The organism is Chitinophaga sp. CF418, from assembly GCF_900142925.1.
Classification (GTDB): Bacteria; Bacteroidota; Bacteroidia; order Chitinophagales; family Chitinophagaceae; genus Chitinophaga.
In genome coordinates this window covers 55,910-81,556 of record NZ_FRCN01000006.1, presented here as the reverse complement: position 1 = coordinate 81,556, position 25,647 = coordinate 55,910, and the positions used below count along the sequence as shown (strand labels likewise).

General features: G+C 44.6%; 15 protein-coding genes and 1 riboswitch. Of the genes, 8 read left to right on the top strand and 7 right to left on the bottom strand.

The window, feature by feature from the left end:
• Nucleotides 1–19: 19 nt before the first annotated feature.
• Nucleotides 20–5,584: a PA14 domain-containing protein gene (locus tag F3I09_RS14565; protein ID WP_149695767.1), complete on the bottom strand. Its 5,565-nt coding sequence runs from the start codon at nucleotides 5,582–5,584 to the stop codon at nucleotides 20–22.
• 1,095 nt (nucleotides 5,585–6,679) lie between these two features.
• Here F3I09_RS14565 and F3I09_RS14560 point away from each other — a divergent pair.
• The gene (locus F3I09_RS14560; RefSeq protein WP_149695766.1) at nucleotides 6,680–7,642 is read left to right on the top strand and encodes a hypothetical protein; all 963 of its coding nucleotides are present in this window, start codon (nucleotides 6,680–6,682) and stop codon (nucleotides 7,640–7,642) included.
• Between the two features lie 68 nt (nucleotides 7,643–7,710).
• Here F3I09_RS14560 and F3I09_RS14555 read toward each other — a convergent pair whose 3' ends face one another.
• From F3I09_RS14555 to F3I09_RS14530, 6 genes are all read right to left on the bottom strand, one after another.
• Entirely contained in the window at nucleotides 7,711–8,808 is a 1,098-nt protein-coding gene (locus tag F3I09_RS14555) for a S41 family peptidase (protein WP_188133811.1), read from the bottom strand.
• Between the two features lie 389 nt (nucleotides 8,809–9,197).
• A complete protein-coding gene (locus tag F3I09_RS14550; RefSeq protein WP_149695764.1) occupies nucleotides 9,198–13,652 on the bottom strand; it encodes a WGR domain-containing protein in 4,455 nt (1,484 codons plus the stop codon).
• Nucleotides 13,653–13,989: 337 nt separating this feature from the next.
• Complete coding sequence (locus F3I09_RS14545) at nucleotides 13,990–14,745, bottom strand: hypothetical protein (RefSeq protein WP_149695763.1); 756 nt, start codon at nucleotides 14,743–14,745, stop codon at nucleotides 13,990–13,992.
• Between the two features lie 79 nt (nucleotides 14,746–14,824).
• Nucleotides 14,825–15,589 (bottom strand): hypothetical protein, encoded by a 765-nt coding sequence (locus tag F3I09_RS34400; protein ID WP_223233245.1) that lies wholly within the window; start codon nucleotides 15,587–15,589, stop codon nucleotides 14,825–14,827.
• 428 nt (nucleotides 15,590–16,017) lie between these two features.
• Nucleotides 16,018–16,437, bottom strand: coding sequence for a hypothetical protein (locus F3I09_RS14535; RefSeq protein ID WP_149695762.1), 420 nt, complete (start codon nucleotides 16,435–16,437; stop codon nucleotides 16,018–16,020).
• A 1,215-nt stretch (nucleotides 16,438–17,652) separates the two neighbouring features.
• The gene (locus F3I09_RS14530) at nucleotides 17,653–18,681 is read right to left on the bottom strand and encodes a hypothetical protein (protein ID WP_149695761.1); all 1,029 of its coding nucleotides are present in this window, start codon (nucleotides 18,679–18,681) and stop codon (nucleotides 17,653–17,655) included.
• A gap of 419 nt (nucleotides 18,682–19,100) precedes the next feature.
• Nucleotides 19,101–19,301: riboswitch (cobalamin riboswitch) on the top strand.
• Nucleotides 19,302–19,438: 137 nt separating this feature from the next.
• On the opposite strand from F3I09_RS14530, the gene F3I09_RS14525 reads away from it, so the two are divergent.
• The 7 genes from F3I09_RS14525 to cbiE are packed head-to-tail and all read left to right on the top strand — an operon-like array spanning nucleotide 19,439 to nucleotide 25,647.
• The gene (locus F3I09_RS14525) at nucleotides 19,439–19,798 is read left to right on the top strand and encodes a ferredoxin (protein WP_149695760.1); all 360 of its coding nucleotides are present in this window, start codon (nucleotides 19,439–19,441) and stop codon (nucleotides 19,796–19,798) included.
• Nucleotides 19,798–20,625, top strand: a complete 828-nt coding sequence (locus tag F3I09_RS14520; RefSeq protein WP_149695759.1) for an NAD+ synthetase — start codon at nucleotides 19,798–19,800, stop codon at nucleotides 20,623–20,625. Before F3I09_RS14525 ends, F3I09_RS14520 begins: the two co-directional genes overlap by 1 nt.
• A 2-nt stretch (nucleotides 20,626–20,627) precedes the next feature.
• On the top strand, nucleotides 20,628–21,461 hold the full coding sequence (locus tag F3I09_RS14515) for an SDR family oxidoreductase (protein ID WP_149695758.1): 834 nt from the start codon (nucleotides 20,628–20,630) through the stop codon (nucleotides 21,459–21,461).
• Between the two features lie 9 nt (nucleotides 21,462–21,470).
• A complete protein-coding gene (locus F3I09_RS14510) occupies nucleotides 21,471–22,400 on the top strand; it encodes a sirohydrochlorin chelatase (protein WP_149695757.1) in 930 nt (309 codons plus the stop codon).
• A gap of 3 nt (nucleotides 22,401–22,403) precedes the next feature.
• On the top strand, nucleotides 22,404–23,111 hold the full coding sequence (cobI, locus tag F3I09_RS14505; RefSeq protein WP_149695756.1) for a precorrin-2 C(20)-methyltransferase: 708 nt from the start codon (nucleotides 22,404–22,406) through the stop codon (nucleotides 23,109–23,111).
• Nucleotides 23,108–24,463, top strand: coding sequence for a precorrin-3B C(17)-methyltransferase (cobJ, locus tag F3I09_RS14500; RefSeq protein ID WP_149695755.1), 1,356 nt, complete (start codon nucleotides 23,108–23,110; stop codon nucleotides 24,461–24,463). The genes cobI and cobJ overlap by 4 nt, the downstream gene beginning before the upstream one ends.
• Nucleotides 24,463–25,647 carry a precorrin-6y C5,15-methyltransferase (decarboxylating) subunit CbiE gene (cbiE, locus tag F3I09_RS14495; RefSeq protein WP_149695754.1) on the top strand — a complete coding sequence of 395 codons (1,185 nt, stop codon included), beginning with the start codon at nucleotides 24,463–24,465 and terminating at the stop codon, nucleotides 25,645–25,647. Before cobJ ends, cbiE begins: the two co-directional genes overlap by 1 nt.

Below are 25,647 nucleotides of genomic sequence, written 5' to 3'. Positions count from 1 at the left end.
TCTGATTTTACGTAGTCAATTAATTAGCGCAAACCGCCTTTTGTTTCTTTTTATCAGCCACCTTCCAGTCCTGCTTATATTCCACTGCATTAGCTTTAATCACTCTTGAATTGGCATCTATCACCAGCTGGTATTTATCGCCCTGTTTTACCAGCGGATTATTCAGCATAGACGCCTCTCCCACTGCCGTGCTCATATTCTTTCTACCTGAACGCATGATCTTCATCATCACATCATTGCCAGAGAATGGTACTCCATCAGCATTCACGAAATAGATATCAGGCGTACCGCCGCTCACCGCATTGGCATCTACCGCATACAATACACTGCTGGTACGGAAAGTCGCGATCTGTGGTGTGCAATCTGCTCCGCCTGTCTTTACTTTGGAGCCCACCAGGATCACGTCTCCACTGCTGAAATAACTGGACTCTGTACCCGCTGTGATACCTTTCGTGATCTTGCCTCCGGAGATGAATATGTTATCCAGCAGCACATTCACATTCTTATAAGCGCCGCTCATACCGTCGTATGTCCATCCTGAAGGCCAGGTAAAATGATACACAGGATCACCAAAGAGGTTCTGGGTACTGCTCAGCACCACAACACCGGTTTCATTGTCGTATGCAAGGTTGCGTGTCACTACCCTACTGCCCTTATCAACCACCACTATGCTATCAAGCAAACCATGGCGGCTGATCACCTTAGTGGCAGCAACAGATTTGAACAATACCTCCTCTCTTTGCGCCAGGTTCCATAAGGTCGGGATGAGGAATACAGGCGGGAGACTGAATGAGAAGAAGTCGCCGTTCACGTTAAAATTGTTGGCATTGGTTACACTCTTCTGATGGCGCATATCCAGCATCAGTTCCACATCTTCTCCCACTGTAGCTACTGTGTCTACTACACCGTCTGGATTAATAGTAGTAACAGTACTGATCAGGTGCTTGAACTCAGCTTTAGGCACTTCTGTTCTGTAGAAATTCTCTGTATAAGCAATAGGATTGTCAGCATCTGTTTCTGCATAAGATGCCTGGGAGCGTAGCTTACCATTCATGTCATTCAGCTCTACTTTAAAGCCCTGACTGATGGCTACAAAATGTTTTGCATTGATACGCAGGAAATTGGCCAGTGCAGGCTTAAAGCGTTTTTTGCCATCAGCAACCAGCGTCATATCTGTCAGTACCGGGAAATCATAAGTAGTATAGAATCTGGTTTCTTCAAAACCATTGGCAGAGCGTACATTCTTTGAATTGAGAGAACGTACTCTTACATTTCTGTATCCTACAGAGGGTGAAGGGAAGAAAGATTCGCATAAAGGCTCTTCGGTGTAACCCATATTCACAGGCGCCAGCGCGGCCACCTGTTGTTTATATTCCAATGGCTGACGCCATGGATTCTCTTCATTTCCTATCATCGGTTCATAACTGGCCACGCCACTGCTGATCTCTACAGGTGTTCTGTTCACCTCCTTCGTAGTCGTATACTGGTATTCGGTACCGTATACAGACTCCTGCTGTTTGGTCATGGCATTCCAGTTATCATATATCCTGATCCGCTTTACACGGAGGCCGCCGCCATATTTCTTATAGAATGGATTGTCCAGTCTTACCATCGTGCGTGATGTATCTATCTCACGCATCCAGGTTTTGGCTCTGGCAGCTACATTATAGGTAAGGAAGGTATTATTGATATTATCCGCTTGTGAAAGCAGGATCTTGATAGCATCGGAGAATTGGAAATCGTCACCTGTATCCGATCCCGGATAGGCTTTGGAAGGCAGGTTCAGGCGGAGATATTGAATAGCTGCCTGTGCCATCGGACTGAATATGCTCGTTGTCTCACCTGTATCACCTCCTGCAGTAATGGCCTTTACTTTGATCCAGATCGTATTGCCATTATTGAAATAACCATATTCGTTATCATCGATGATAGCATAACAAGGCACATATTCACCGCCACCGCCAAACTTATCTCCCGGTACCTGTACATATAAGCGGAAGTAAAGCCTGCCATTCAGTCCTTCGAGATATCTTGAATAGAGGTCCTGCCTGCTGCTTACTGCTTTGGGAACATTCACGGCAACATACCTGTAATCTATCAATCCATATAAAGAGCGGTTCAGGTCACCTGAACTATTTGGTGCTCCAGCGGAGAAGCCAGCTACTTTGAACATCTGTGCCGCACGCTTGTTCTGTACATAGGCATAGTCATCGCTCTCATAATCAATCTTCATACGGCCGCCACCGGGCAATATGATAGAATCCAGCGTCCATGCTGCCGCATTAGCAGCTGCCAGTGAGCTGTCCTGCAATGCATAAGGATACTCGGCATTATTGATCTGGTTAGACGCGGTATAACCCGGATTCTGTGTGGCAGGTTTATAATTGCCCCAACGGTCGTACGACTTGGCATTATACACCGGGTTATTTTTATTGTAGCTAAAGACATAAGGATTTCTCTTGCCTTTATCATTTCCGTTATAGGTAAACCATACACGTTTCAGCGTCAGCTTACCATTATTGTTTAAAGGCCTGTTCACGCCAGGACACAACTCATAAGTATATTCAAAGTGAACTGTCTTGATAGGTTTGGCCCCAGTATTATATTTCTGAAAATCGGCTTTAGCATATAGGTTGATCTCATCCAGTTTCCGGGCCACACGTCCGGACTGCTTTACACCGTCCTCATTGATTGCAGGCAGATCATCACGGTCACTTGTTTTGAAGGTGGCGATCATTGTCTTTGATTCAATAGAATGCAGGTACCATAATTCCTTCTCACCTGTTACGTAGCTGCCTTTATCGTCCCTGTTATCTGTTCTCAGGCCTTCATTATACGCGGCGCTGTCATTGGCAGGTGTTCTCCACTGGTAGGGATTCTTTATACCGGCCATCTTTGTATAGTTGAATTTAACGGCCGTTCCCAGGTCATCATCAGAAATGCCATCTCCGGTAACATCTGCATAATCAGGAGAGACGATGCCTGTCAGCAGGAAAGCATGTGCGTAGGCGGGAAGCTCCTCACTGTTGAAGTAATGGTCATTACCCTTGTTGTTACTCAGTGTATTATCAGATCCGATAGCGTACTTCACCATTCCCTCATTCCTGTTACCACCGGAAGCAGCTACAGAGAATGTTACATCTTTCTGTTTCAGATTGTATACCGGGATACCGTATACATAACGGCGTCCATCCGTATTCAACACACTGATCTCCGAGATATGATCAGGCTTGCGAAACTGGTTCACACGCTTCTCTCTTGAGAGCAGGCTATTACCTACGACAAAAGTATCCTTATCAGGCATCAGGTAGAGATTCGAAGTAGGAATAGGCACTTCCGTAGTGGCCAGCGGTTTCCAAAGCATTCTCATTACCGCGCGACCTCCTGCCTGGTAATATTCTGCCCGGAGATTATACAATTCGCCTCCTACCAGGTTCACCCAGGCAGTGTCCAGTTTCTCCGGATGATCATTCCAGCGGTCTATCAGCAACGTATCATTCAGGTATATTCTCACGCCATCATCACTGCGGGTAGTGATGCAGTAACGTCCTGTAACATCGGCCTTCAGCCTGCCAGTCCAACGTATGGAAAAGTTATTATCAAGGCTGACGCCTGCAGGCGCCGTGGCTGCAAACTCTCCTTTGTTATTGAAGTTCACCAGGGGATCTATACGCTCGAATAACTTCTCTTCGAATTTTTTCCCTTTGAAATATTCTGCCTTCAATCCTACACCCTGTCCGTTAACATTATCAGGAAATTCAACACTGCAGCTACTGAGGCTGAATAAGTTCGGCGTATAGTTCTCAATATATTTTGAAAGACCACCAACACTGGCTTCACTAGCCGTCAGGTAAGAAATAACCTGGCTGCGTTTGTCGCGTGTGGCTTTATACACGTTATCCGATGTAAGGGTCTTCTTAGCTACCAGCTTCTTATTACGATAAGCATTCAGTCTGTTTGTCGCTTCAATGGTAGGACTACTATTACTTGGTTGGTACAGATCTACAGCTACCACATCATCACCACCAATAGCATCATAAAATGCTTTTGTGTTACCGCTCATTTCTCCCGGGTTCCTGAAGTATGCGCTTTCGAATGTCTTATCAGACTTCCTGAATGCAACTGTACTCGCCAACGGATTCTGTTCTATCCAGGGGCCTACCTGTGTGTAAGCGCGGGTAAGGCTTAGGTCAACACCACCATGCACCAGATCTCCGATACCGATATCTGTACTGAGCTTGTCTGATTTATCCCTTGATCTCATAGCGTGGTCATACACATACCCGATGTCTCCGCGGTAAGCGCGGAACATACCGCCATTGCCTTCTCCCGAGATGGCGAATACATCATAGGTGTAAGAAGGAACACCGATATTAGGCACGGCAGGCTTTTCCCGGTAAGCGATCTCTCTATCACGATTGTAGTCCAGCAGGGCGCCTTCATTGCCATTCGCTTTCTGGTAGTTCAGATATCCATATGCGGGCAATGACAAGCGTTTATCTGCATCAGCAATATCCTGTAACGACACATATCCTGTGATATAAAAACTTGGGTGTACTACCTTTGTCTCGTAGCCTATCTTGGCGGTATAACTGAATGATGTATTGGTATAGGCAAGATTCATGGATGGCATGAAAGCTGGCTGTGCAAAGGAGATATAGCTGGACACAGAGCTGCCCTGTTCGGCAACACCTCTGCAATTCTTATCGTCCACTGTGTATTGACGCAGGCCTGCGGAGAACGTCAGCGCCTTTAAGCCTTCGCGGGCATTATAGGAAAGTCCTGTAGATACGCTGCCACTCATTCCCCCATGTTCTGATGCATATTGATCCGCAAACTTGTAACTGAAGGAAGTACCCAGTGTCACGCCATCCTGCGAACTGTTGGTAATAGACAAACCACTGGTCAACCTGCCCATACTGCGTGAGCCTACATTAATATTGGCGTTCACGCTGGTTTCCATTCCCCAGCCTTTATAAGTGTTATACAATACACCCATGCTGCCGCCTATGCCGAAGCCAACAAACTTACTCAGTCCCGTTATTTCAACATCAGCGCCGGAAGTAACGCCGATCGTTTTGTTCTCCTTCATGTTGGATGCCTTCTGCACGGTATCTGTACCGTTAAAGTCATCGGGCAGTCCACGCATGTTCCTGGTGATGGATCCGGGGTTGATATTCCAGCCCAATCCAACCCAACTTGCCTCCTGATCCATGGAAATACCGCTGTTGTAACCAAGTGCCAGCGGATAACCGCCTACGTCCATCAGGGGAATGTTGTAAGAGAGGTCACCGGAGAACAGGTCAACCATCTTATCGCTGTTCACGGAATGAAAGGACTGACTTTCGGGCTGTCCCGGGCCACCAAAATGCTTTTCGTTTGCTTGCTCTTTTAGCGCCACATCTGCAGTAACGACAGGTGCAGACGGCGGTTTTCGTATGCTGCTCACCGTCACATGGCTGTAGTGGCGTGGCGCCCGCGGTGCAGCAAATGCGTATGCGGGCAATACTGCTTCACAATAAAGTAAGATAAGCATGGCAATGGCAAATGCTTTCTTACCTTTCGCAGCGGTCTTCAGTATCATTGAAAGTATATTTAAGTATAGGAAATAAGGGTCCTGTTCCTCCGGGAAGAGGAAGTCACAGGTATATGATTGTCCGGCAGGCTACAAGCCTGTTAACTGATATACATATTTAACCTTGTATGTGCTAAATGGTACAACTGTGGACTGATATCGCCCATAGGGATAACTGATTTCATTAGTAGAGGTTTTACTGTTATATGCCACGTGAAAGATCTGCCTGTTGCTTGTTACAACATCAAATCATCAATAAGTCAGATTTATTTTTGGTTTACTGGGCAACAATGCTCGGGTTCATTGTCTCTTAATTAAAATGTTAATTCGTTGCGAAATTAACTCAGGATATAAACCTACGGACAATAACGTATATTTCAAAACATTTATTAAAAAAATCTCTAGTGTCAGGAACCTGGTGCCAGCTTTTATTGTTGCTTTCTCTTGTATCAATCCCATCGGCTGCGGCCTGTATTAGTCACATACGTATAGGATTCGCAGCGGCCGGGTGTCTGCGATGATCGTTTCCTCTCCGGGACGTGTGAGCTTACATTATTATATTATAGTCCCGTTTACATTGTCAACTGTCCGCTCTGCGTGCGTGCTGGTTAAGAAAGACATTCGAGCCTTTTCCAGCGGATTTCTTCGTATCTTTGCACCATAGATAAGCTTTGGGGCCTGCTTTTTCTCATGTCATTTTCGCGCATGCTCTTTTCCGCTTCCTCTCATATTAATCTATAGACAGCAGCTTTACTTGCCGAATTTTCCCGCATCAGTCGCCATCCGGCTTTTATTGCTGATTCTTCCTTTGCCAGTGCCACATATTTTCCACCTGATCTCATCATCTCAATCCTTCGACACACAAACTTTTGCCTTGATCAAGTCCAGGTCAAGCCCTACTCATTCCCTATTCAAGTACCATACTATAAGCTCATTTAAGGTTCATTATAAGGGCATTACAATAGCCCTATAAGGATATATAGAAGTCCTTTTTATCTCCTTATAATTCCCTTAAAGAATAGAGACATAATCGAACAAAAAGCTAGTTATCAGCTTATTAATGCCATTTTTTTCCGTAAATTGAACAATAATCTATTGCATGTTATGGCCCAAAACTTCAACATTATTACCCAGGGTCTTTCCGGCCATGTCGGAGACCTGATCTATTACGAGCGAAACGGCAAACAATTCTGCCGTAAAATGCCCCAGTATGGCCCGGATAGTATGTCCGCCGCCAGCAAACAAAGCAGCCGCGAATTTGCAAAGGCCAGTAAGGCCGCAAAATCGATCCGTTCTGCCCTGAACGGTATATGGCAGCCAGCCCAGGACGAAACGACCGTATACCGGCTAAATAAGGCCGTTTATGCGGCTTTGAGAGAGGACATCCTGCATCCACGGGGGAAACGTGTATTCAGTGCCGCAGCCTTGCATCAGCACCTTAAAGATTTCCGGTATAATAAGAGAGCCGTCATGACCATTGGCGGCATAGATACTCTCCGCCATGAGAATGGTAGCGTGATGGTAAAGCTGCCTGCTAACTGGCAACACTGGCTGAAACCGCCTAAGGATGCCCGTTATATACAACTCCAGGCAGTAGCGCTGGATATGGACTTTGAGCAGCATATCTGCCTGGGTACAACAACAGCAGCGAGTTGTGTGCCATTGGGACAGAAACAACATACCCTCCTGTTGCCTGTCAGGGCGGCCAAAGCCACTGCTACGATCATTCTTTTACAGATCCGTTTTTTGCATACCAATACAGGTATTCAGGCAGCCGGCACCGTCAGCAGCGAACAGGCATTTGTAACAGCCGTGCTGGAGCCGGTATTACCATTGGAAGAAAAGATAAAAGATCCACAGCCTGCCAAAACGTCCAGGATTGCGAAGAAGAGCCGCTCTGCGGCGGATATGCTGCGGAGTGTCGGGCAACGAAACAGCATAACAGCGCATGTATCCAGGGAGGAAGTTCGCGAACAGGTTATTCAAAGGAAATTGATAATTATACCGGAGGAAAGTCTTTCAGCAGAGCTATTTCATCAGTATAACTATGACCAGTTCCTGGTTTGATACAGCGCCTTCCGCGACTTAAAGATTATTCACAGAAACGCGATGATCAATTCGGGACCGATGATATTTCAGTGTTCCGATATAAGCTTCAGCGCGCGTACTTTTGCTACATCTCTTCCCATCAAAACAGCTGTGATATCGGGAACAGCCGGGAATGCAGGCCAAACCCCGTGACCATTACCGGCGCCAGGCATGATCCGAAACGTTGTGGTGGAAACAAAGCCTCTTATCTGGGTTTGCGGCAGTGATATTTCTGTTGCGTCTCCACTAATAATATACTTATTGCCACCTGTCTCTTCCCCTACAAAGACTGCCCTTTGATCTTTTTCAAGACAGGCGCTAACAATTGCAGTGTTGGAAAAACTGCCACCATTTATCAGTACGAATAACTTTCCGGTAAAATGATTGATTCGGGGCTGTATTAACCGCGCTTCTTTTCCAAACTGTAAATAGCGGGTAGGATTAATCAGTAAGTACGACAACAGGTAACGCCCCGGTTCAAAATCGCCGCCCTGGTTGTCCCGTAGATCCAGGATAAGATTTGCAGTCCGATTGCGTTTCAACGCGGCGAAAGCGCTGTCAATTACATATTTATAGTCCTGTTTATAAAGCGATCTCAGTAAATCAGGATCGAAACTTTTAATAGTCAGGATGGAAGTTGTGCTATCCCTTTTCTCTAATGCAATTCCATGGTCTTCAATAGCGGGATAGCGGATTTGACGGAAAAGCCTTATACTGTCCTTTGTGAGAGCTGCTATCTGCTTTTTATGAAGTTCGCCATTATTGTTCCTCAGTTCCAGCCAGAACTGCAAAGGCTGGCCATAAACAAAACTATAGTAAGCCGTAAAATAATGATTTAGTATCCAAACCGGATAGGTTTGGTTGTATCCGTCTCTGATTTGCCTTGCCATCAGTTGCGACATGACAACATCTATTCCTTCTCCATTAATACTTACGATCTCTTCTCCTTTTTTAATGCTGGAATCGGGGGAGCAATTTTCAAGAATATAAAGCTTCCCGCCTATGTATGACAGTGAGAGGGGCAGAAATCTGCCTTTGCTATTGTTATAATCAGTTGTCGCCTGGCTTGGCAAAAACATCGTGTGTCCATCGCCAATTTTAGCATGTAGCAGGGTAATTAAGCTTAGAAATTCCTGCTCGTCCATTGGCCTGGTAATGGAATTGTAAAGACTGTCAAAAAAGATATCAAACGCTGGTTTAGGAGTATAGCGATAAAGCCCCGGATGTATTTTCTCCAATTTTCCCCTCAGGAACTGCAGATCAGTTTTCAGCTGATTCTCAGGGTACATCTGATTTTTAGCAGACAATTGAACTTGCCCGAAAGCGCATAGGGCATTAAACAGGAACAAAAAAAAATGTAGATAAACGGGATAAACACGTAGCATATCTCAAATTAAACAAATTTTGATTTTGAAATACTATTACAGTATCAGATTGAGTATTCTTTCGATTTACCCTCTCGCATGATAAGAGGGTAGCAAATGGAAGCCCGGCTCCTTTCGAAACCGGGCTTCCATTTGCAAATATTCAAGTACTATAACTTCACCTTCTCAATATACTCATCACTTAATAAACCACTTTCCATCAACTTTAGTTTACCGATCTTAGCGACCACCTTTTCCAGGTCCTTCTTATAGCCCGGATCAAAGCCCATTGCTTTATGCAAAAGCAGGGCCTGGGTCTCGTAGAAAAGATTCAGTACATTCTTTTCTTCAATCGGTGATACAGTCTTCATGGTGATTTTGATATGCTTAATCCCCTCCTCGACACCTTTCAGATCTGTTGCTGTTTCATAGCAATGGTAAGCCAGATTATTATGGGCACTACGTAATGCCGCACGGATAGGATTAAACTCTTCCAGGTAATCCCACAAAGTGACTTTATTTAATTCAGTAATGGTGTTACGGCATAATGCAAGCGATTCCTCTTTCCTGCCAGCCTCATAGAGCGCGTAACGCTGATGGTCCCATACATAAGCCCACAGCCTCATTTCTGAACATTGTGCATCCCTGAGCAGTTTCTCAGCCTGGCTGAGTATATCAATTGCCTGGATATAATTCTTATCCTGCACCAGTAAGGACGCCTCCCGCATCTGCCTGTCAAATTCTTCCTGGCTGAATTCGTATACTCCAGGAACATCCGGCAGCTGGAAAGAAGCATAAGGATATGTTAACCAATCCTCATCCTCAATTTTCTGCGATTTGGCAATGTCCTGTGATTTACGCCAGTATTCAGTAGCTTTACTGGTATCTCCATCCAGGAAGTAGGTCCAGCCAAGATAATAAACGGATTGATGCAGGTAAAACGGACTGACATTCTTAGTAGTTTCTACTTCGGTTAACTTCTTCCTCGCATCGACATATTTCTTATCCAAAATCAATCCCAGTCCCCGGTTTACGAGCAGATAATCCAGGGAAAATCTGTTCTTATACTTTGTAAAAAGCATTTCATAAACGGCAGTATACAACGCATGCGGAATATATTTACTCAGCTTGCTGTCATTCAGAACAGCTCCTACACAAAACGCTACAGTACGTAGCTCAAGCGGGACAAACTTTATGTTTTCAATATCTCTGCCGATTGCCAGTTCACAAACCTTTGCCGTACGCATGGGCAAAGGAACATACTCAAGGGCTGCGCCATAGTCCAAAGAACAGGCCTTTTCACACATCTGCTGCGTCACAAGATGTTTCGGCACAAACTGAAAATCGTATGAGTTCTTTGCGACGGCAATATCACAGATCTTTTGTGTCAGGTATTGCTTTGGTACATCGTAGATACGTTCATTGGATCCGGATTGATTGGCTGTAATGGCTTTAATAATAAAGTCTTCATCCCAGTAGCAGGCCCATACCTTACCAAAGGTGTCATAATTAAACTCCGGCTCTGCAAGATATTCATTTGTTATCTTGCTCCGCTCTTCCCAACCAGCTGCGGCCGCCCTCTCATTGAACCCTGGCAGACTTCCCAGGTGTTTCTTGTAATAAGCATGGCTATGCTTGTTTATCTGCTCAGCATCGATATGATCGAAGATGTTCATGCCGTATTTCCTTACAGCTTTCCCCATCCTCTCCAGATCCGACTGGGATCCAAAGCGCCATCTATCCCTGTCGTACTGTTCAACAATAAAAGGCCATTCATGCTCCTGGCTGTATTTTCCGGTGGCATACTGGTATATTTCTGTATCCACCAGTTTCGGCGGAATGTTTTTAATAACATGAATACCCAGGTCAATGGCCTGTTTAATGTATTCATTGGTGTAGTATTTTGAAGGCAGGTCCTTGCAGTGTGTATCCTGCAGATTACCACCGGCAATGAGCGCAATATTCATCCGCTCATCCCTGAATGCAGCAGGTACATGCTTATAGTTGTATTGATTATCGATCACTGCGCGGAAACACAGATCATAAGTTAATTGTTCCTTTGGCACATATGCCAGGTCTATGCCATGCGGATGGATCTGGTAGATCTGTTCTGTGAGGAATTCAGCAGGAATCTCATGGTAAAAACAGGGTTCTTCACGGTTTACTGCCAGCAGGATAATGTCGGGTGTATATAGTTCCCGTTTGAAATGCCCGATCAGCCGGCCTCTTACATCATATTCACCCTTTGTCTTATGCTCCAGCAATGCCTGTAGCATGTCTCTCGTCCGGTATTGATCGGGTATCGTTAATAGTTTAGCGCTAAGCCATTCGTCAGGGAATTTACCGGTCTTCTTATACATATCCGGGCCATATTTACCCAACATGTCAGCAAAATACTGGTCCCAGTATGCCTGGTCTTTTACAGTCGATACCTGGCCTTGTGTATCCCAGTTCACCGTTACCGGATCTCCGTATAAATAGTGAAGACTTGTATGCTCCGTATAAGGTTGTGCGCTGCCACTCTTTTGGGCAGCCTCCTTGTAATATTTGTCTGCTTTTTTCTCATCCCCCTGGAGATGGTAGACCAATCCCAGCAGCCAGTTATTGGTAAAAATGCTATTTATCTCTACTGATCTTTCCAGGTAGCCTTTAGCTTCTTCCAGCCTCTGCTGACAGATAAGCGCTTCTCCCAACACCCGCAGAGCAAAATATGCCGACTCGTTCTTTTGCAGCGCTGTATTTGCCAATTGGATAGCCTTATTATATTCGCCGATCCGTACAGCAGATAGCGCTGCTTCTTCCATACAGGCGAACTCGTACTTAACTTTCTCAGGCGTATAAGGAATACCTTTGGTAAATACTTCCATGGCCTGTTTGTAGGCCTTCTGTTCAAACAGGCATTTACCTGCATGATAATAAGCCAGGTAATAACCAGGGGCTTTTGTGAATGCCTCTTTGAAACATTGATAAGCCCCGGTAATATCCTCCTCCTTTGTCAGGCGCACTCCTTCACGGGTCAGTTTGATACCTTCCAGCGTAACTCCTTTCTGCAAGACCGGCTGGTTGTTCTTCAGTGCCTCATAGACAGACCGCATACTGATGTTCAGCGTATCATGATGGGATTCATCCAGCGTGTAACAGAGCTCCGGAACGAATGCATATGCATAATCGTGCCAGGCCAGAAAAGCATTATCTGTCACATAGGATGATAACTCATCATAATTGTACAGGGCAGTAATGAGCGTCTCCGGTGCAAATTCAAAACAGCCCAGATCATAGAACCAGGAGAAGAAATACGGCGCATTAATACTCCGGAAAGGCATGGAATGTACCACCTCATCATCCTCACCCCAGGCAGATGCAACATACCGGATGGTTTCTGTCCCTAAGGTCTTCTGAAAATATCCAAGATCCAGGTAATCAACGGTCGTATTGCCGGTAACATAATACGCTGCAGTTCTACCATAAGAAGAAGCAACCTTACCATGTATGGTCATATTACCACGTACCACAAGGAGTGCTATATTAACATGCGGGATTTCCAGGTCGCCATCAATATGCAGGTCTCCATCGCAATAATAAATAGCACTGCTGAAATACTCAAAATACTCCCGTTCGCTCTCATAATTGGCTGCATAGGAATTATCTCCATCTTCATCCCAATAATCAAATAAATGATCGACGCCCAGGGCCTCGAGTATTTCATCATAAGAAACGGCTTTTATACCATGTTTTTGAAGGAATACCTGTGTCTCTTGATTTTCATCTTCCTCTCCGCTATCCTCTTCTTCAGCTTCAGCCTCTTTTGTACTAACGGTTAATGCCTCAAAGGCGGCCGTGCCCATAAAAGACTTCAGCGAAGCCTTTGCTTCCAGCACAGGCGATAATGCCTGGAGAAAAGCCTCATCATTGGTGTTTTTTAAGGCCTGCGGGAAATGAATACCGCGTATCATTCCCAACGGATCACTGACAAATATCCTCATTTCTTCTCCGCTGATAATCATCCCCAATACCCAGCAGGCTTTCGACAAGAAGCCTGCTTCCTCTTCAAGCAGCTTGAATTTACACCTATAGAAATTCTGATAGAACGTCAGGAAACCATGCAGGTTGTTACCATTAACGCCTTCAGCGTTATAGCAATATATTGCGCAGATAAAATCATCTTTACTAAAGAAGAGTGAGCCCTCCTCCAAGCAGAAATCAACGAATGCTTCCGGCATCTGAAAACCGGCAGCCGATTCCATCTCTTCAATGTTCTCGTCTGTTACGTGAACAGTTTCCAGCTCTCCGGGATAATTTCCGTCAGCAAGATACTGGCCAAGTGCGAGCAGGTCACCGAACAGATGCTGAGGTGGTGTAGAACTGGCTGCTTCGGAGATGGCTGTATGGGAGTTAACTGGTTCGGCACTAACCTCTTCAGTGACCTGGATATATCCTTTCCTGACCTTCTCAGCGATCAACTTGTCGGCAGCCTTTTTACATTCTTCTTCCGATGTATATTCTTTGGTTTGGGTTTGTCCCTGGGTACCAGCTTTACCAAAGTAAACGGTAAACAGGTTTCCGTTAATTTCAATGTCCCAGAATTTATTAGATTTTCCGTCCTGGTGAATAAACTTACTTTTCATGTAAAATCTTTATTGTTCCCGTATTACCTTACCTTAATTGCAGTGTTGGCTACGTATAGTCAGCACGGAATATCTCGCAAAGGGGGGCGTTGGCTGGTTAATATCCAGGCATAGACGGGTACCCTTGTCAACGGTGATTTGGAATGCATTTTACGGCTATCCCACCAGGATGTCCAATTCTGATCAATTTCCGGGGTTACCGGCTGGTCCTGGAAGAATCGCTCGAGGTTTTCCTTTTTTGTTTTGATTTTTAAGTAGAGAGAGCGAGGCTCTGACATAAGGGTTATATTTAACTAAGTGTAAGTTATAAGGAAGTTTTTTATTTTGCAAGGTGGCTTCATTCGTCCCGATCCACCAAAGTCGCCTGAAAAGTCTCAACCCTTCCCTGAGTTAGATTTACTTTTGCGTCCAGGTTAGCTTTATGCCCCTGATAAATGCGAATAATACCATTTAACAGTGCTGACACCGACGCTATATCTTTCCGTACGAGGTCAACATACACAATTCTATCTCCGTTTTCTCTCTGATAACCAACATATTGACGATAATACAAAGGCAGTTCAACATTCGAATAAATCTTGCGAAGTTTGATGACTTGCTCAACCTGTACTTGCAAAATCCGTTCTGCCAATTCTATATCTTTACAGCCAAGCTCAATATCCACAATGTCTCCATAATCTACAGTATGACCATAGGCTGCTTCCTTCCGGAATACAAACCCCTGGTAACCTTTCCCCATACAGAGAAATGAAGGAAGCTTTGCATGCATATGGTTATACATCCAAACAACATCCTGTGCTTTTGCTGTCAGGTCACACATCAGCACTTTATCCATTGCTGTCTTAAGGGGTATTAAAGGGTGGTCTAAAACATTCAGCTTGTGGTCGATATGTTGAGACTTTAATACAATGCGGAGATTTTTATAGAAATCATCTGCTGTTTTCGGTGTTACATAGCCTTTTTGCTTGTCGAACGCCAGAGGCGCAAATTCGATATAAGTATAGGTAATATATAGCCACCAAGACGCAGCGGCGATGCAAACAGCTAAGAGTGAGGCAATGATGGAGATTTTTAATATTCGTTTTTTTGGCATAGGCGATGGGATTTCCAGTCAATAATAGGGAAATTTTTGTAATGTTTCTTAACGGTGTCTCACGTGTTTTCGGACCGTATTATTTCTTACCAAAGTAAATGCTCGGATTCAACACTTCTTCGAGATGTCCTTGTTTTAATATGTCTCTAATTGTTTGCTCGATACAGTTCCTTGTTAGCTCTTTTACAAATAGGTCAGGTGGCTTTTGGTAAAGCCCCTTTAAATTACCACCGTTTTCCCTGTCGTCATTGACGGCGGTTTCGAGATATTTATAAGTCCATACATTCAGCCCGTAATGACGCCCGTCGGCCAAATCAACATGTATATTACAAAATTCATTTTCCGTGTCCCAATTACCGGGATCAACCTCTTCAAACTCCAACCATAATTTGAAAGCCATGCCCTCTTCTGATTGGCCCAAACGTTTGTGATAAAGTTTCCTCAGCTCCTTATTCCCTATCCAACCTTTACTTTCGGTCATGGCGATGATCAGGTAATCCTTCGCCTCTTCAATTGAGTTCGCCTGTCCATGTACGGTAGCATATTTCCATGGACTTGTTGCCTCAGGCATTTTATAATTGAATTGAAAACGCTTATCTCCAATGCTATAAACTGTCACATACCATTCATCCTTCCAGTCATCTGTCTCCCGTATAACAAGTGAATAGTGAGAAGTCAAACCATACAGCGTTGTCTTGGTAAATGTTTCATTTACCATCGAAATAAAAGACAACATCGCTGCGCCGATTTCTTTTTCAACCTCTGTACTTTTTCCTTCTGTTAATTCCAGATAGAATTCCTCAAGTGTTTTACTCTTTTGACCTGAACTCCTGATGATGGGCATACCGTTTTTAAAATTGGTTACAAGATAAAAAATGAAACAAAAACTATCGATTCCCGGCGCTATTTATTCCAATTACCTTCTCGTTTGCTCCGAGGTCCTTCCGACTATATCCATTGGGTGACTAAGCACCCTGAAACCCAGAGGTGACATATTAAACTATCCCGCCATTGTAATGTTCTCATTCTGTTGTCTCTCAATCCAGCGAGAGTGCTCCCTTTTATTATAGTTGACAACTGAGTTCTTAGATCAAATGGTTCAATTGCTCATTTTCAAAAAATTTAGGGTTCTGCTATACAGAAGAAGACACAACAAAGCGCTTCAAGATGGCAGAAGACGACAACGGAAAAAAAATTTATTTTAGGAAGGTTGTAAAAAGACCTTCTGCTTTCCAGCGGAAGGTCTTTTGAAGTCACTTTACCGGGACAAACCTAGTCTTTTAGTTCGCTTACATAAAAGCTATCAGTCAGTCTTTCCATATTTCTAAACGAATTAGCTTTCCAATATTGATTAAATATTTTGTTGGTATCTGGAACAAATACAGCCTCAACACCATCCAACAGTTTCATTCTAACCAATTTCCCCTGATGTGGCAGACCTCCAATAATCTGATGTACATTAAGCTCGTAGTATAGACCCATAACTCGGTTACTATACTCATTAACATACGCAAGGGCGGAATCTTTATTATAGATATTATTATCCCTTCCAAAACTATACAGATCGTAGTAGTTATCTTTTGATAGTAAAGTATCGCCTTTAAAAACAGGTATATTATATGTTTTCCCATTAACATCCACCTGAAATCTAATCAAATGATGCTTGCTTTCATCTGTAAAATCTCTTGGCATAATATTCACATTATACAATATATCCATGTTTCTACTGCTAACAATGTCGTTTATTCTATTGAGATTTTTTGTCTTTGTAGAATGTTCCTGTCGCTTACAGCACATGATCAACATCAATATTCCCGATGCGAAATATATCTTCATTGATAGTTATTTTCTAATACATTCCTTTGACAATGTTATTTGACAAAACGTCTCAGGCCCCCTCAGCTTATCGCATTGCAATAGCATTCAGAGACCCTGCTGTTAATATAACACTAAAGAGAACACCGCCGACATTGGGCCCCATTTATTCTATCATTATAGTCTATAGTTACTGCTTGTCCGTCAGGTTTCGCACGAGCCCCGTCTTCACTTACATCACCTCCAAAAAAGTCAGATAAGGATGAAGGGAAAAAGTAGCTTATGGAATACGTTATTCATAAGGAACCGCAGTCAATTGCCGCGGTTCCTTATACAAATATTGCTAAAGTCTATGTCGTCTTTGAAAAAATTTCAGAATTGAAAAGACCAATAAATTCAACAATGCGGAACAGGTAAGCAGCGATATTATATTGAGAACATTATCGAGGGGCAGTCGAGTTCCCTCATAATTATTATTGTTATATAATACGACAACAATGATACTAATCGGAATTGCCAAAATTCCTAAAACCAAAAATATCATTCTTATTAAGAAACTTTTTGACTGGAGCATTCCAACTATTTTTTCTGTCGTACTGAATGTCAAGACACCATAAATAAGTAGTAAAATAAGTTTTCCTGTTCCAATACCGAGACTAGTTACACTATATTGTATCACTGAGTACTTTTCTACCACCCAACCATAAGTTACTAAATAAACGAATATTGAAGCCGCTAAGTAAAAAACAAACGTGAATATTTTCATTACCCCATTTAAATAATTTTAGTTACCTAAATTTCCCATAACTTCTTTTTTGGAAGCTTACTTGCTGACTGATCTGTGATCATTGGATAATTATATAGTCTTGTTGCAATCACAGCATTTGTCTTACTATCCACAATCCTCTCTGTTCCTTTCCGTTGAATGATAACGTTCGTTTTGCTTGAACCATAGTATAGAACGGCTGAAATATCCCCCTTAATAACATTATACCGCACTTTCCCGTACCAGTTTTCCTGGGTGGCAACAACATCTTCCAATAGAGCATTTCAGCAATTGATAAAACAGGGTGAGTCTATTTTAGACTACAATTATTTGGATTCAATTTTTTCAAGTTTCTCCATTACCAGCTTTAACTGCTCTTCCAGCTCTTTATTCCGCTTGTCTTCTTCTATCACATGCAACGTCAACTCCTCAATCTTCTGCAACAGTATCTTATTCATCTCCGCCACATTTATCCCCTCTTCCTCTATCTCCTTCGCTGAAGGCACATCCGGCAGATGGTTATTTTTCTTCACATACGCCTCCAGTTCCTGTAATGGCATCAGCTTATAACTCTCTCCAAAAACATAATCCGGCCAGTTAGCATACGCTTTCACCTGTATTCTCGTAAACATGGCATCTCCATTAACCGCCAGCTTATACCCCTTGGTATCTGTAGTCCCGATGCCAACATTGCCATTCACCGCGTTCCTTGCCCCTGCCAGTATAACATCTCCATTTGACTTGAAAACCAGCGGAGCGAAATACCCACCCGTTATGGCTCTGGTTGCGTAAAACTCGAGGGTCGGACCAGTCAGATCATTGCTGAAATAGCCATCCTTTCTTAAAGAAACCAGCCACATGTTCGGCTTGCCGGAAGCCAATCCTGTTGTTGTTTTTATGGTGAACTTCAAATCCGAATAGGCATTGGCATCTCCATCACTAAGCATATTTATTGCACTCCTGGTAGCGCCCATATCGATAGTCAGCTTATCGGCTCCGGGAGCAGTACCGATGCCAACATTGCCTCCTGCTGTTAACGTACCCTTCATATTCAGATTACCAACATTATCGAGGTACATGATCTGGTCTGTATCTGTCGTATAATCAACAGCGCCATTATCATGTGCTAACCAGCGAAACTTAAACCCGGTAGACTTAGGTCCAAACAGTCCGTAATTGATAGAGGCATTAGACTGATGAATAAATCCTGACCTGTTATTGGATGTGTACAAGCCCGTCGTGATCGTATTTGTATAGGTGTTAGGAAAGTCTATCGTAGTAAAAGTTCCCGTTTGTCCGTTTACGCACAGAGATGACAATAAGAATGCTGATAAGCTTAAAAGTCCCTTATTCATGGTATATAGTTTATATAAAAGTGTAAATGTGTTGATCTTCACCTGCAAACGGCGATCCCGGGTTAACGCACTCGTATTTTTACGATAGGCATCAACAAGGCTACGCAGACTATTGTAGTAGTCCGGTTGTTCGCTTATAGATAGATTAAGATCTGAAACTGAGAATTCTGAATATGCTCGAACAAAGTATAGGTGACTAAACGGGTAATGGGCAACATCAAATTCTAACTGACTGCAAAGGTGTCAAAAGGACTTGACAAAACACATAACATGTTAGTTGTACGTACGTTATAACACACCAATTCCCCCTCTTACCACAAAGAAAGATACAGGCTGCGCAGCGTATATGCGTAGGAGGATCTCAGTATATGCCTCCTGGCCAACCATTCCCCCCGTAGGAAAACACCAAATAATTCCCTACCTTCACGCCAGTTTTTGGTTTTCAACCGCTCATACCGGCTGAAATTAAAAGGGAATTTGGTGTAATTCCAAAACAGTTCCCGCTGCTGTAAGTTCCAAATCAGCCCTTAAACCAAAGCCACTGTCCAGGTCTCAAAATGGATGGGAAGGCGTTAAGAGTGGAACAAGTCAGAAGACCTGCCAACAACTATGTTTATCCAACGCTTCGGGAAGAAAGCACAGGAAAAAGCAAGCGTCATGTCATGTGGTCCGCATTGCCCCACCTCACTATTTCCCCTGAAGCTTTGTTTAATCATTAACGGGTAATTAATGTATTAAATTAAATGTAGGCAACAGTATGGCGATCAAAGACCTGACGAAAGTTCAGAAGATCCTGTTTATTTGCAATGGCGGCACCTGCAGCAAAAGCGGCGCTGACGAGAACACCAACCAGTTAAGAGCACATCTTACCGAAAACGATCTCAACGACGAAATTCACACCGTACGTACCAAATGCCTGGGCCAATGTACCTGGGGTCCCATGATCTTCATGCACCCGGAAGGGCTCTGGTATAAAGGCGTTACGCCCGACACTACCCGTGAGATCGTTACACAACACCTCATGCAGAACATCCTGCTGGAAGAACATGTGCACTTCCCCGCAGCCGAACTGGTAGATGCTAAACCTCTCACCTTCAGCGGACAACCTAACGAATAATGGATTTTCTACAACAGGACCTCACGGGGTTCATTGTCCTGTCGGTATTAGGTTTACGACATGGACTGGACCCTGATCATATCACTGTCATAGACGGTTACACCTACCGGCTGCACCTGAACAAAAGTATCTGGACCCGCTGGGTAGGTACCTTGTTCACCTTCGGACATGGCATTATGGTAACGGCAATTGCCCTCTTCCTTTGCATCCTGAAGAACAATTTTGAAATGCCGGCCATGCTGGACATCATAGTGGAATGGCTTTCCTCTGTTATGCTACTCTTCATGGGCATCTCCAACCTGATCTCACTCACCCGTAAAAATAACGGGCAACTGACCGGCTTCAGGAAAAAGCTGCTGCCGAAATCGTTCAGCAATAGTCTCAATCCCTTCACCGTAATTGTAACTGGGATCATCTTCGGTTTTATCTTTGATACCTCCTCCCAGATCGCTGCCTTCGGCTATGCCGTATCTGTTTCCAATCAATGGATATATGCTATACTTGGTGGCGTGGTATTCTCCCTGGGATTGATCCTTACCGGTACCTGCGACTCCCTGCTGCTGAGCAAGTTGCTGAAAACATTTGATCAGAAAAAGATCCAGAGTCATCGTTTTAAATTGAATGTGCTGATCACTATCATGTGTTTTGCCATTCCGCTTTATAAAATTGCAAGTGCCATGAACCCAGCGCTGGAACTGAATGATTTCCAGAATAATATTGTCGGTCTTGTTTTTATCAGTATCATTATATCGTTATACGCAGAGCTGTACCTGCGACACAGGTATGCCAAAAGCGAAGCGGTATTGGAAAGCGTTAAGGATAATTAACTATGACTAAACAAACACTGGAAAATACGATCAGCATCCTCGGTTGCGGTTGGCTGGGACTGCCACTGGCAGCACACCTGGTGCAGGAAGGTTACACCGTTAAAGGTTCAGTCACCCAGCCTGAAAGGTTTGAAGAACTGGCGCAAAAAGGGATCACGCCTTACCAGGTGGAGATCACTGATACAAGTATTACCAGCAATGACCTGGCAGGATTCCTGGAAAGTGAGATCCTGATCATCAACATCCCTCCTTCCCGCCGGGAAGATGTGTTGCTCTATCATCAGGCACAGATGAAGTTACTGCTGGAACAGGTCCTCAAAAGCCCTGCAAAGCATATCATCTTTGTCAGCTCCACATCTGTATATCCCGATCTGAATCAGGAAGTCACGGAACTGGAAACAGCCCCGCCTTCCAAAGATAGCGGCAGGGCGCTGTTAGCAGTAGAGAAGATGCTGCGGACGAACCCACATCTGCTCACAACCATCGTCAGATTTGCCGGACTGGTGGGATATGACCGCCTACCCGGACGATTCCTCGCCGGTAAAAAGAATGTAGAGAACGGAGATGCGCCTATCAACGTTATCCACCAGGACGATTGTGTTGCACTCATAACCGGGATCATACAGAAACAGGCATGGGGTGAGATCTTTAATGCCTGTGCGGATATGCACCCTACGAGAAGGGAGTTCTATACAAAGGCGGCTGCGAAAGCGGGCCTTGAACTACCCACCTTCGCAGTCACAACAGATCCTCATTTTAAGATCATTAATTCCGATAGGATCAAACAACGGCTGAATTATTCATTCAAATACCCGGATCCTCTCGGACTATTATAAAGTCATATCATGAAAGGGATATTAATATGTGGTCATGGCAGCCGGGATCCCGAAGGTGTACACGGCTTTAAGGCATTGGTGGCAGCACTGCAAAAACGCTATCCGGACAGGATGGTGGATTACGGTTTCCTGGAATTTGCCCATCCTGTATATGCAGCAGCCGTTGAACGCATGTACCTGGCAGGCGTAAGGGAGATCATCGCCGTACCTGCAATACTCTTTGCCGGTGGCCACGCCAAGAATGATATTCCTTATGAAATGAATACACTGCAAAGCCAGTACGAAGACCTGACAATCAGGCTGGGCAGACATATCGGTATTACGCCGTCCATGCTCCAGCTGGCGAAGCAACTTATAGAACAGGCGGAAGCAACAGCACCGGCGCTCAACAGGAAAGACGCCTGCCTGTTGCTGATAGGCAGAGGCACCTCCGATCCGGACGCTAATTCCGACGTAGCGAAACTCACGCGTATGCTGAGCGAAGGGCTCGGCTTTGGTTTTTCCACCACAGCCTTCATTGGTGTAACACAACCACTGTTAAAAGACCTGCTGCCTGTCATCGATCATCTGCCATACAAAAGGATCGTGGCTTTGCCCGTATTCCTCTTCACAGGCGTGTTACTCAAAAAGATCTATGCGCAACTGGATGAATTCAAAGCAGTGTCTGATAAAGAAGTGGTTACCACTGCCTCCTTCGGATGTGATGAACTGCTGCTACAAGCTATTGATGAACGCATCCGGGAAGTGGAGGAAGGCAATCCTAATATGAACTGCCAGCTATGTAAATATCGTACACAGATCATTGGCTTTGAGGAAGAAGTGGGCCGGGACCAAATGGGCCATCACCTGGCAGTGAAAGGTATCCTCTTTGAAGAAGATGAAAAGATCGGTGATAAGAAAACAGTGTTTAAAAAAGTTAAAAAGATCCTCGGTATCTGATACATGCATAAACAGGGAAAGATATATGGCGTTTCATTAGGGCCCGGCGATCCACTGCTGATCACGGTAAAGGGCCTGCAGATACTGCAACAGGCGGATAAGATCTATTATCCGGGATCGCTGTTGCCTGATGGGACTACCTCCAGTTATTCATTACAGATACTACAACACTATCAGCTGGAAGAAAACAAACTGCATGGTATGTTCCTGAAAATGTCTGACGACCGTGAGTCAGCCGAACAGACGTATGCGGATACCGTCCAGCGTTTGCAAGCAGACTATAATAGCGGTCTCAAAGTAGCCTTTGTCAGTGAAGGAGATATTTCCTTCTACAGCACCTTCGCTTACCTGTTAAAACATATCCATGCACACAAACTGGACCTGGAGATCATTGCCGGTGTACCTTCCTTTATACTGGGCGCTGCCGAACATCAATCATCCCTGGCTATTCTCAATGAGAAAATAGCTATTCTTCCGAGGATGAAAGACCGCGATACCCTCTCCCGCTACCTGGAAGAGTTTGAAACAGTTGTGCTGATCAAAGTGCGCAGCGTGCTGCAGGAGATCCGTACACTCATCCATCAGACAAGCCTGCACATGGTCTATTGTGAGCGATTGGGAACAGCACAGCAATACATCACAACAGATATAAACGATTTGGAAGAAAGGGAGATCCCCTATTTTTCTTTACTCATTCTAAAAAGGATATGAAACTAAGTGTAGTTGGCATAGGACCCGGCGGTAAGGATTATATTCTACCTGTAGCCCAACAGATATTGGCAACAGCTGATACCGTGATCGGGTACAGTTATTATTTTCAGTTCATTGCACATCTCTTAAAACCGGATTGTGAATGTATCGGGAAAGACCTTACGGAAGAAGAAGCCCGTGCAGAACTGGCTGTTAACTGTTGTGAACCGGGCAAACATGTAGTGGTGATTAGTTCCGGTGATGCTGGCATCTACGCAATGGCGTCCCTTGTTTACCAATACGCCAGCACCCGCACCGACAAAGAGATTGATTTACAGACCATCCCCGGCATCAGTGCATTTATTGCTGCTGCCGGCAAGCTGGGCGCTCCACTGGGACATGACTTTTGCTGCATCTCGCTCTCCGACCTGATGACACCCTGGCCGGTGATCGAAAAGAGGATACAGGCAGCAGCCATCGGTGACTTTGTTACTTCTCTTTATAATCCGCGGAGTAAAAAACGCTTCTGGCAACTGGCCCGTTTTAAAGAGTTGTTCCTGCAACACCGGGAGCCAGGTACACCAGTCGCGATCATCCGGCAGGTAACTAGACCGGATGAACAGATCACGATCACCACACTGGCCAACCTGCGTATCGAAGATGTTGACATGTTCTCTCTTGTGATGATCGGGAACTCACAAACCTATCAGTTTAAAAACCACCTCGTTACTCCCCGCGGATATATGGCCAGAAAGCCACAGAGCGGCCAGGAAATACAGGACGAAAGTTTCCGGCAGATAGCCTCTCAGCTGAAACGGGAAGACGTAAGCGAGGCTGACAGGTGGGCCATTATGCGCTGTATTCACACCACTGCAGATTTTGAATATGAAGACCTCTACCTCTCTAATGGGAGCGCTATTACACAATGGCATAAATATCTGAAAGAAGGAGGTACCATCGTTACCGACGTGACCATGGTACAATCAGGTATTACAAAAGAATTTCTGAAGAAATATAATGCCAATGTATACTGTTATCTGAATGATGAAGCAGTACTACCGCTGGCCGAAAAAGAAGGACTTACCCGTAGCCAGGCAGGTATGCGCATCGCTATAGAAAAGCATCCGGATGCACTATTTGTGGTAGGAAACGCTCCTACCGCCCTCTTTGAGCTCTGCGACCAGTTACAGGAAAACAGGTTCAGTCCTGCGGGTATTGTCGGGGCGCCTGTTGGCTTCGTGAATGTAATAGAGTCAAAGCTGAAATTACAGGCGATGAAAAACGTGCCATATGTCATCATACAGGGACGTAAAGGCGGCAGCAATGTAGCGGCCAGTATTGTCAATGCAGCTTTCACCGTAAATGATAAGTAGTGGAATATATTGTAATCGGCATATCAAATGAACCTGACTGCATCCTGCCGGATGAGGTCAGGATGTTGTTACCATCGCACAGGATATTCTCCGGTGGAAAGCGGCACTATGAGCTGGTGAAAAAATATCTCCCCGAACATCACCAATGGATAAATATACAAGGCAATATGCCTGTTCTCTTTGAACAGTTCCGCGATCACAATGGCACTGTCGTGGTATTTGCTTCCGGAGACCCACTATTTTACGGTTTTGCCGGCACTATACAGCAATTCGATCCGGCAGCAAACATGAAGGTCTATCCTTATTTCAACAGCATACAGCTGCTTTGTCATGCGAACAACCTCTCTTACGCCAGTCTGGTGACTGTTTCTGTACACGGACGAACATGGGATGAGTTAGACAATGCCCTGATCACACAAGCGCCAATACTCGGCGTGCTGACAGACCAGCATAAATCACCATCAGCCATTGCACAGCGTATGCTGGAATATAATTTCACTAATTACAGGATGATCCTGGGTGAAGACCTGGGTGGCCTTCATCATCATTCTTCCACATTTGAATTGAATGATGCGATCAACTATACAGCTTATCCGCTGAACTGTTTGATACTGATTAGAACATCCAGACAGGCATTCTCGCACGGCATTGCAGACCATTTGTTCTATGGCCTGGAGAACCGACCGAATATGATCACCAAGATACCCATCCGCCTTACCAGCCTTTCCTGTCTGGACCTTGCGGAACGTCATGTACTCTGGGACATAGGTTTCTGTACCGGTTCTGTTTCCATTGAAGCAAGAAGACAATATCCGCACCTGCGTGTTATTGCTTTCGAACAACGGGCCGAATGCAGCGAAATCATGGACAGGAATATGCGCAGGCATTCCACACCAGGCATTACAAAGGTAATGGGTGACTTCTTTGAGACAGACCTTCACATCTACCCTGTTCCCGATGCTGTATTTATCGGCGGACACGGAGGCAGGCTGGAAGAATTGCTGCGGAAACTGGATACCATTCTCCCCTCCCGCGGCAGGATCGTATTGAATGCGGTAAAGGAAGATAGCAGGTGGCAGTTTACAGCGATCGCTCAGTCATTGGATTACAAATTGTCCGAACCTATGGTGGTACGGGTAGACGATCATAATCCTATCACCATACTAATGGCAGAAAAAAGATAA

Bases quoted from the DNA above. Each gene is read 5' to 3' on its own strand.
- cobI (WP_149695756.1), top strand. From the start codon at position 22,404: ATGCATAAACAGGGAAAGATATATGGCGTTTCATTAGGGCCCGGCGAT.
- F3I09_RS14520 (WP_149695759.1), top strand. From the start codon at position 19,798: ATGGATTTTCTACAACAGGACCTCACGGGGTTCATTGTCCTGTCGGTA.
- F3I09_RS14545 (WP_149695763.1), bottom strand. From the start codon at position 14,745: ATGCCAAAAAAACGAATATTAAAAATCTCCATCATTGCCTCACTCTTA.
- F3I09_RS14565 (WP_149695767.1), bottom strand. From the start codon at position 5,584: ATGATACTGAAGACCGCTGCGAAAGGTAAGAAAGCATTTGCCATTGCC.
- F3I09_RS14525 (WP_149695760.1), top strand. From the start codon at position 19,439: ATGGCGATCAAAGACCTGACGAAAGTTCAGAAGATCCTGTTTATTTGC.
- F3I09_RS14550 (WP_149695764.1), bottom strand. From the start codon at position 13,652: ATGAAAAGTAAGTTTATTCACCAGGACGGAAAATCTAATAAATTCTGG.
- F3I09_RS14515 (WP_149695758.1), top strand. From the start codon at position 20,628: ATGACTAAACAAACACTGGAAAATACGATCAGCATCCTCGGTTGCGGT.
- cobJ (WP_149695755.1), top strand. From the start codon at position 23,108: ATGAAACTAAGTGTAGTTGGCATAGGACCCGGCGGTAAGGATTATATT.
- F3I09_RS14560 (WP_149695766.1), top strand. From the start codon at position 6,680: ATGGCCCAAAACTTCAACATTATTACCCAGGGTCTTTCCGGCCATGTC.
- F3I09_RS14535 (WP_149695762.1), bottom strand. From the start codon at position 16,437: ATGCCAAGAGATTTTACAGATGAAAGCAAGCATCATTTGATTAGATTT.
- F3I09_RS14510 (WP_149695757.1), top strand. From the start codon at position 21,471: ATGAAAGGGATATTAATATGTGGTCATGGCAGCCGGGATCCCGAAGGT.
- F3I09_RS14555 (WP_188133811.1), bottom strand. From the start codon at position 8,808: ATGGACGAGCAGGAATTTCTAAGCTTAATTACCCTGCTACATGCTAAA.
- F3I09_RS34400 (WP_223233245.1), bottom strand. From the start codon at position 15,589: ATGCCCATCATCAGGAGTTCAGGTCAAAAGAGTAAAACACTTGAGGAA.
- F3I09_RS14530 (WP_149695761.1), bottom strand. From the start codon at position 18,681: ATGAATAAGGGACTTTTAAGCTTATCAGCATTCTTATTGTCATCTCTG.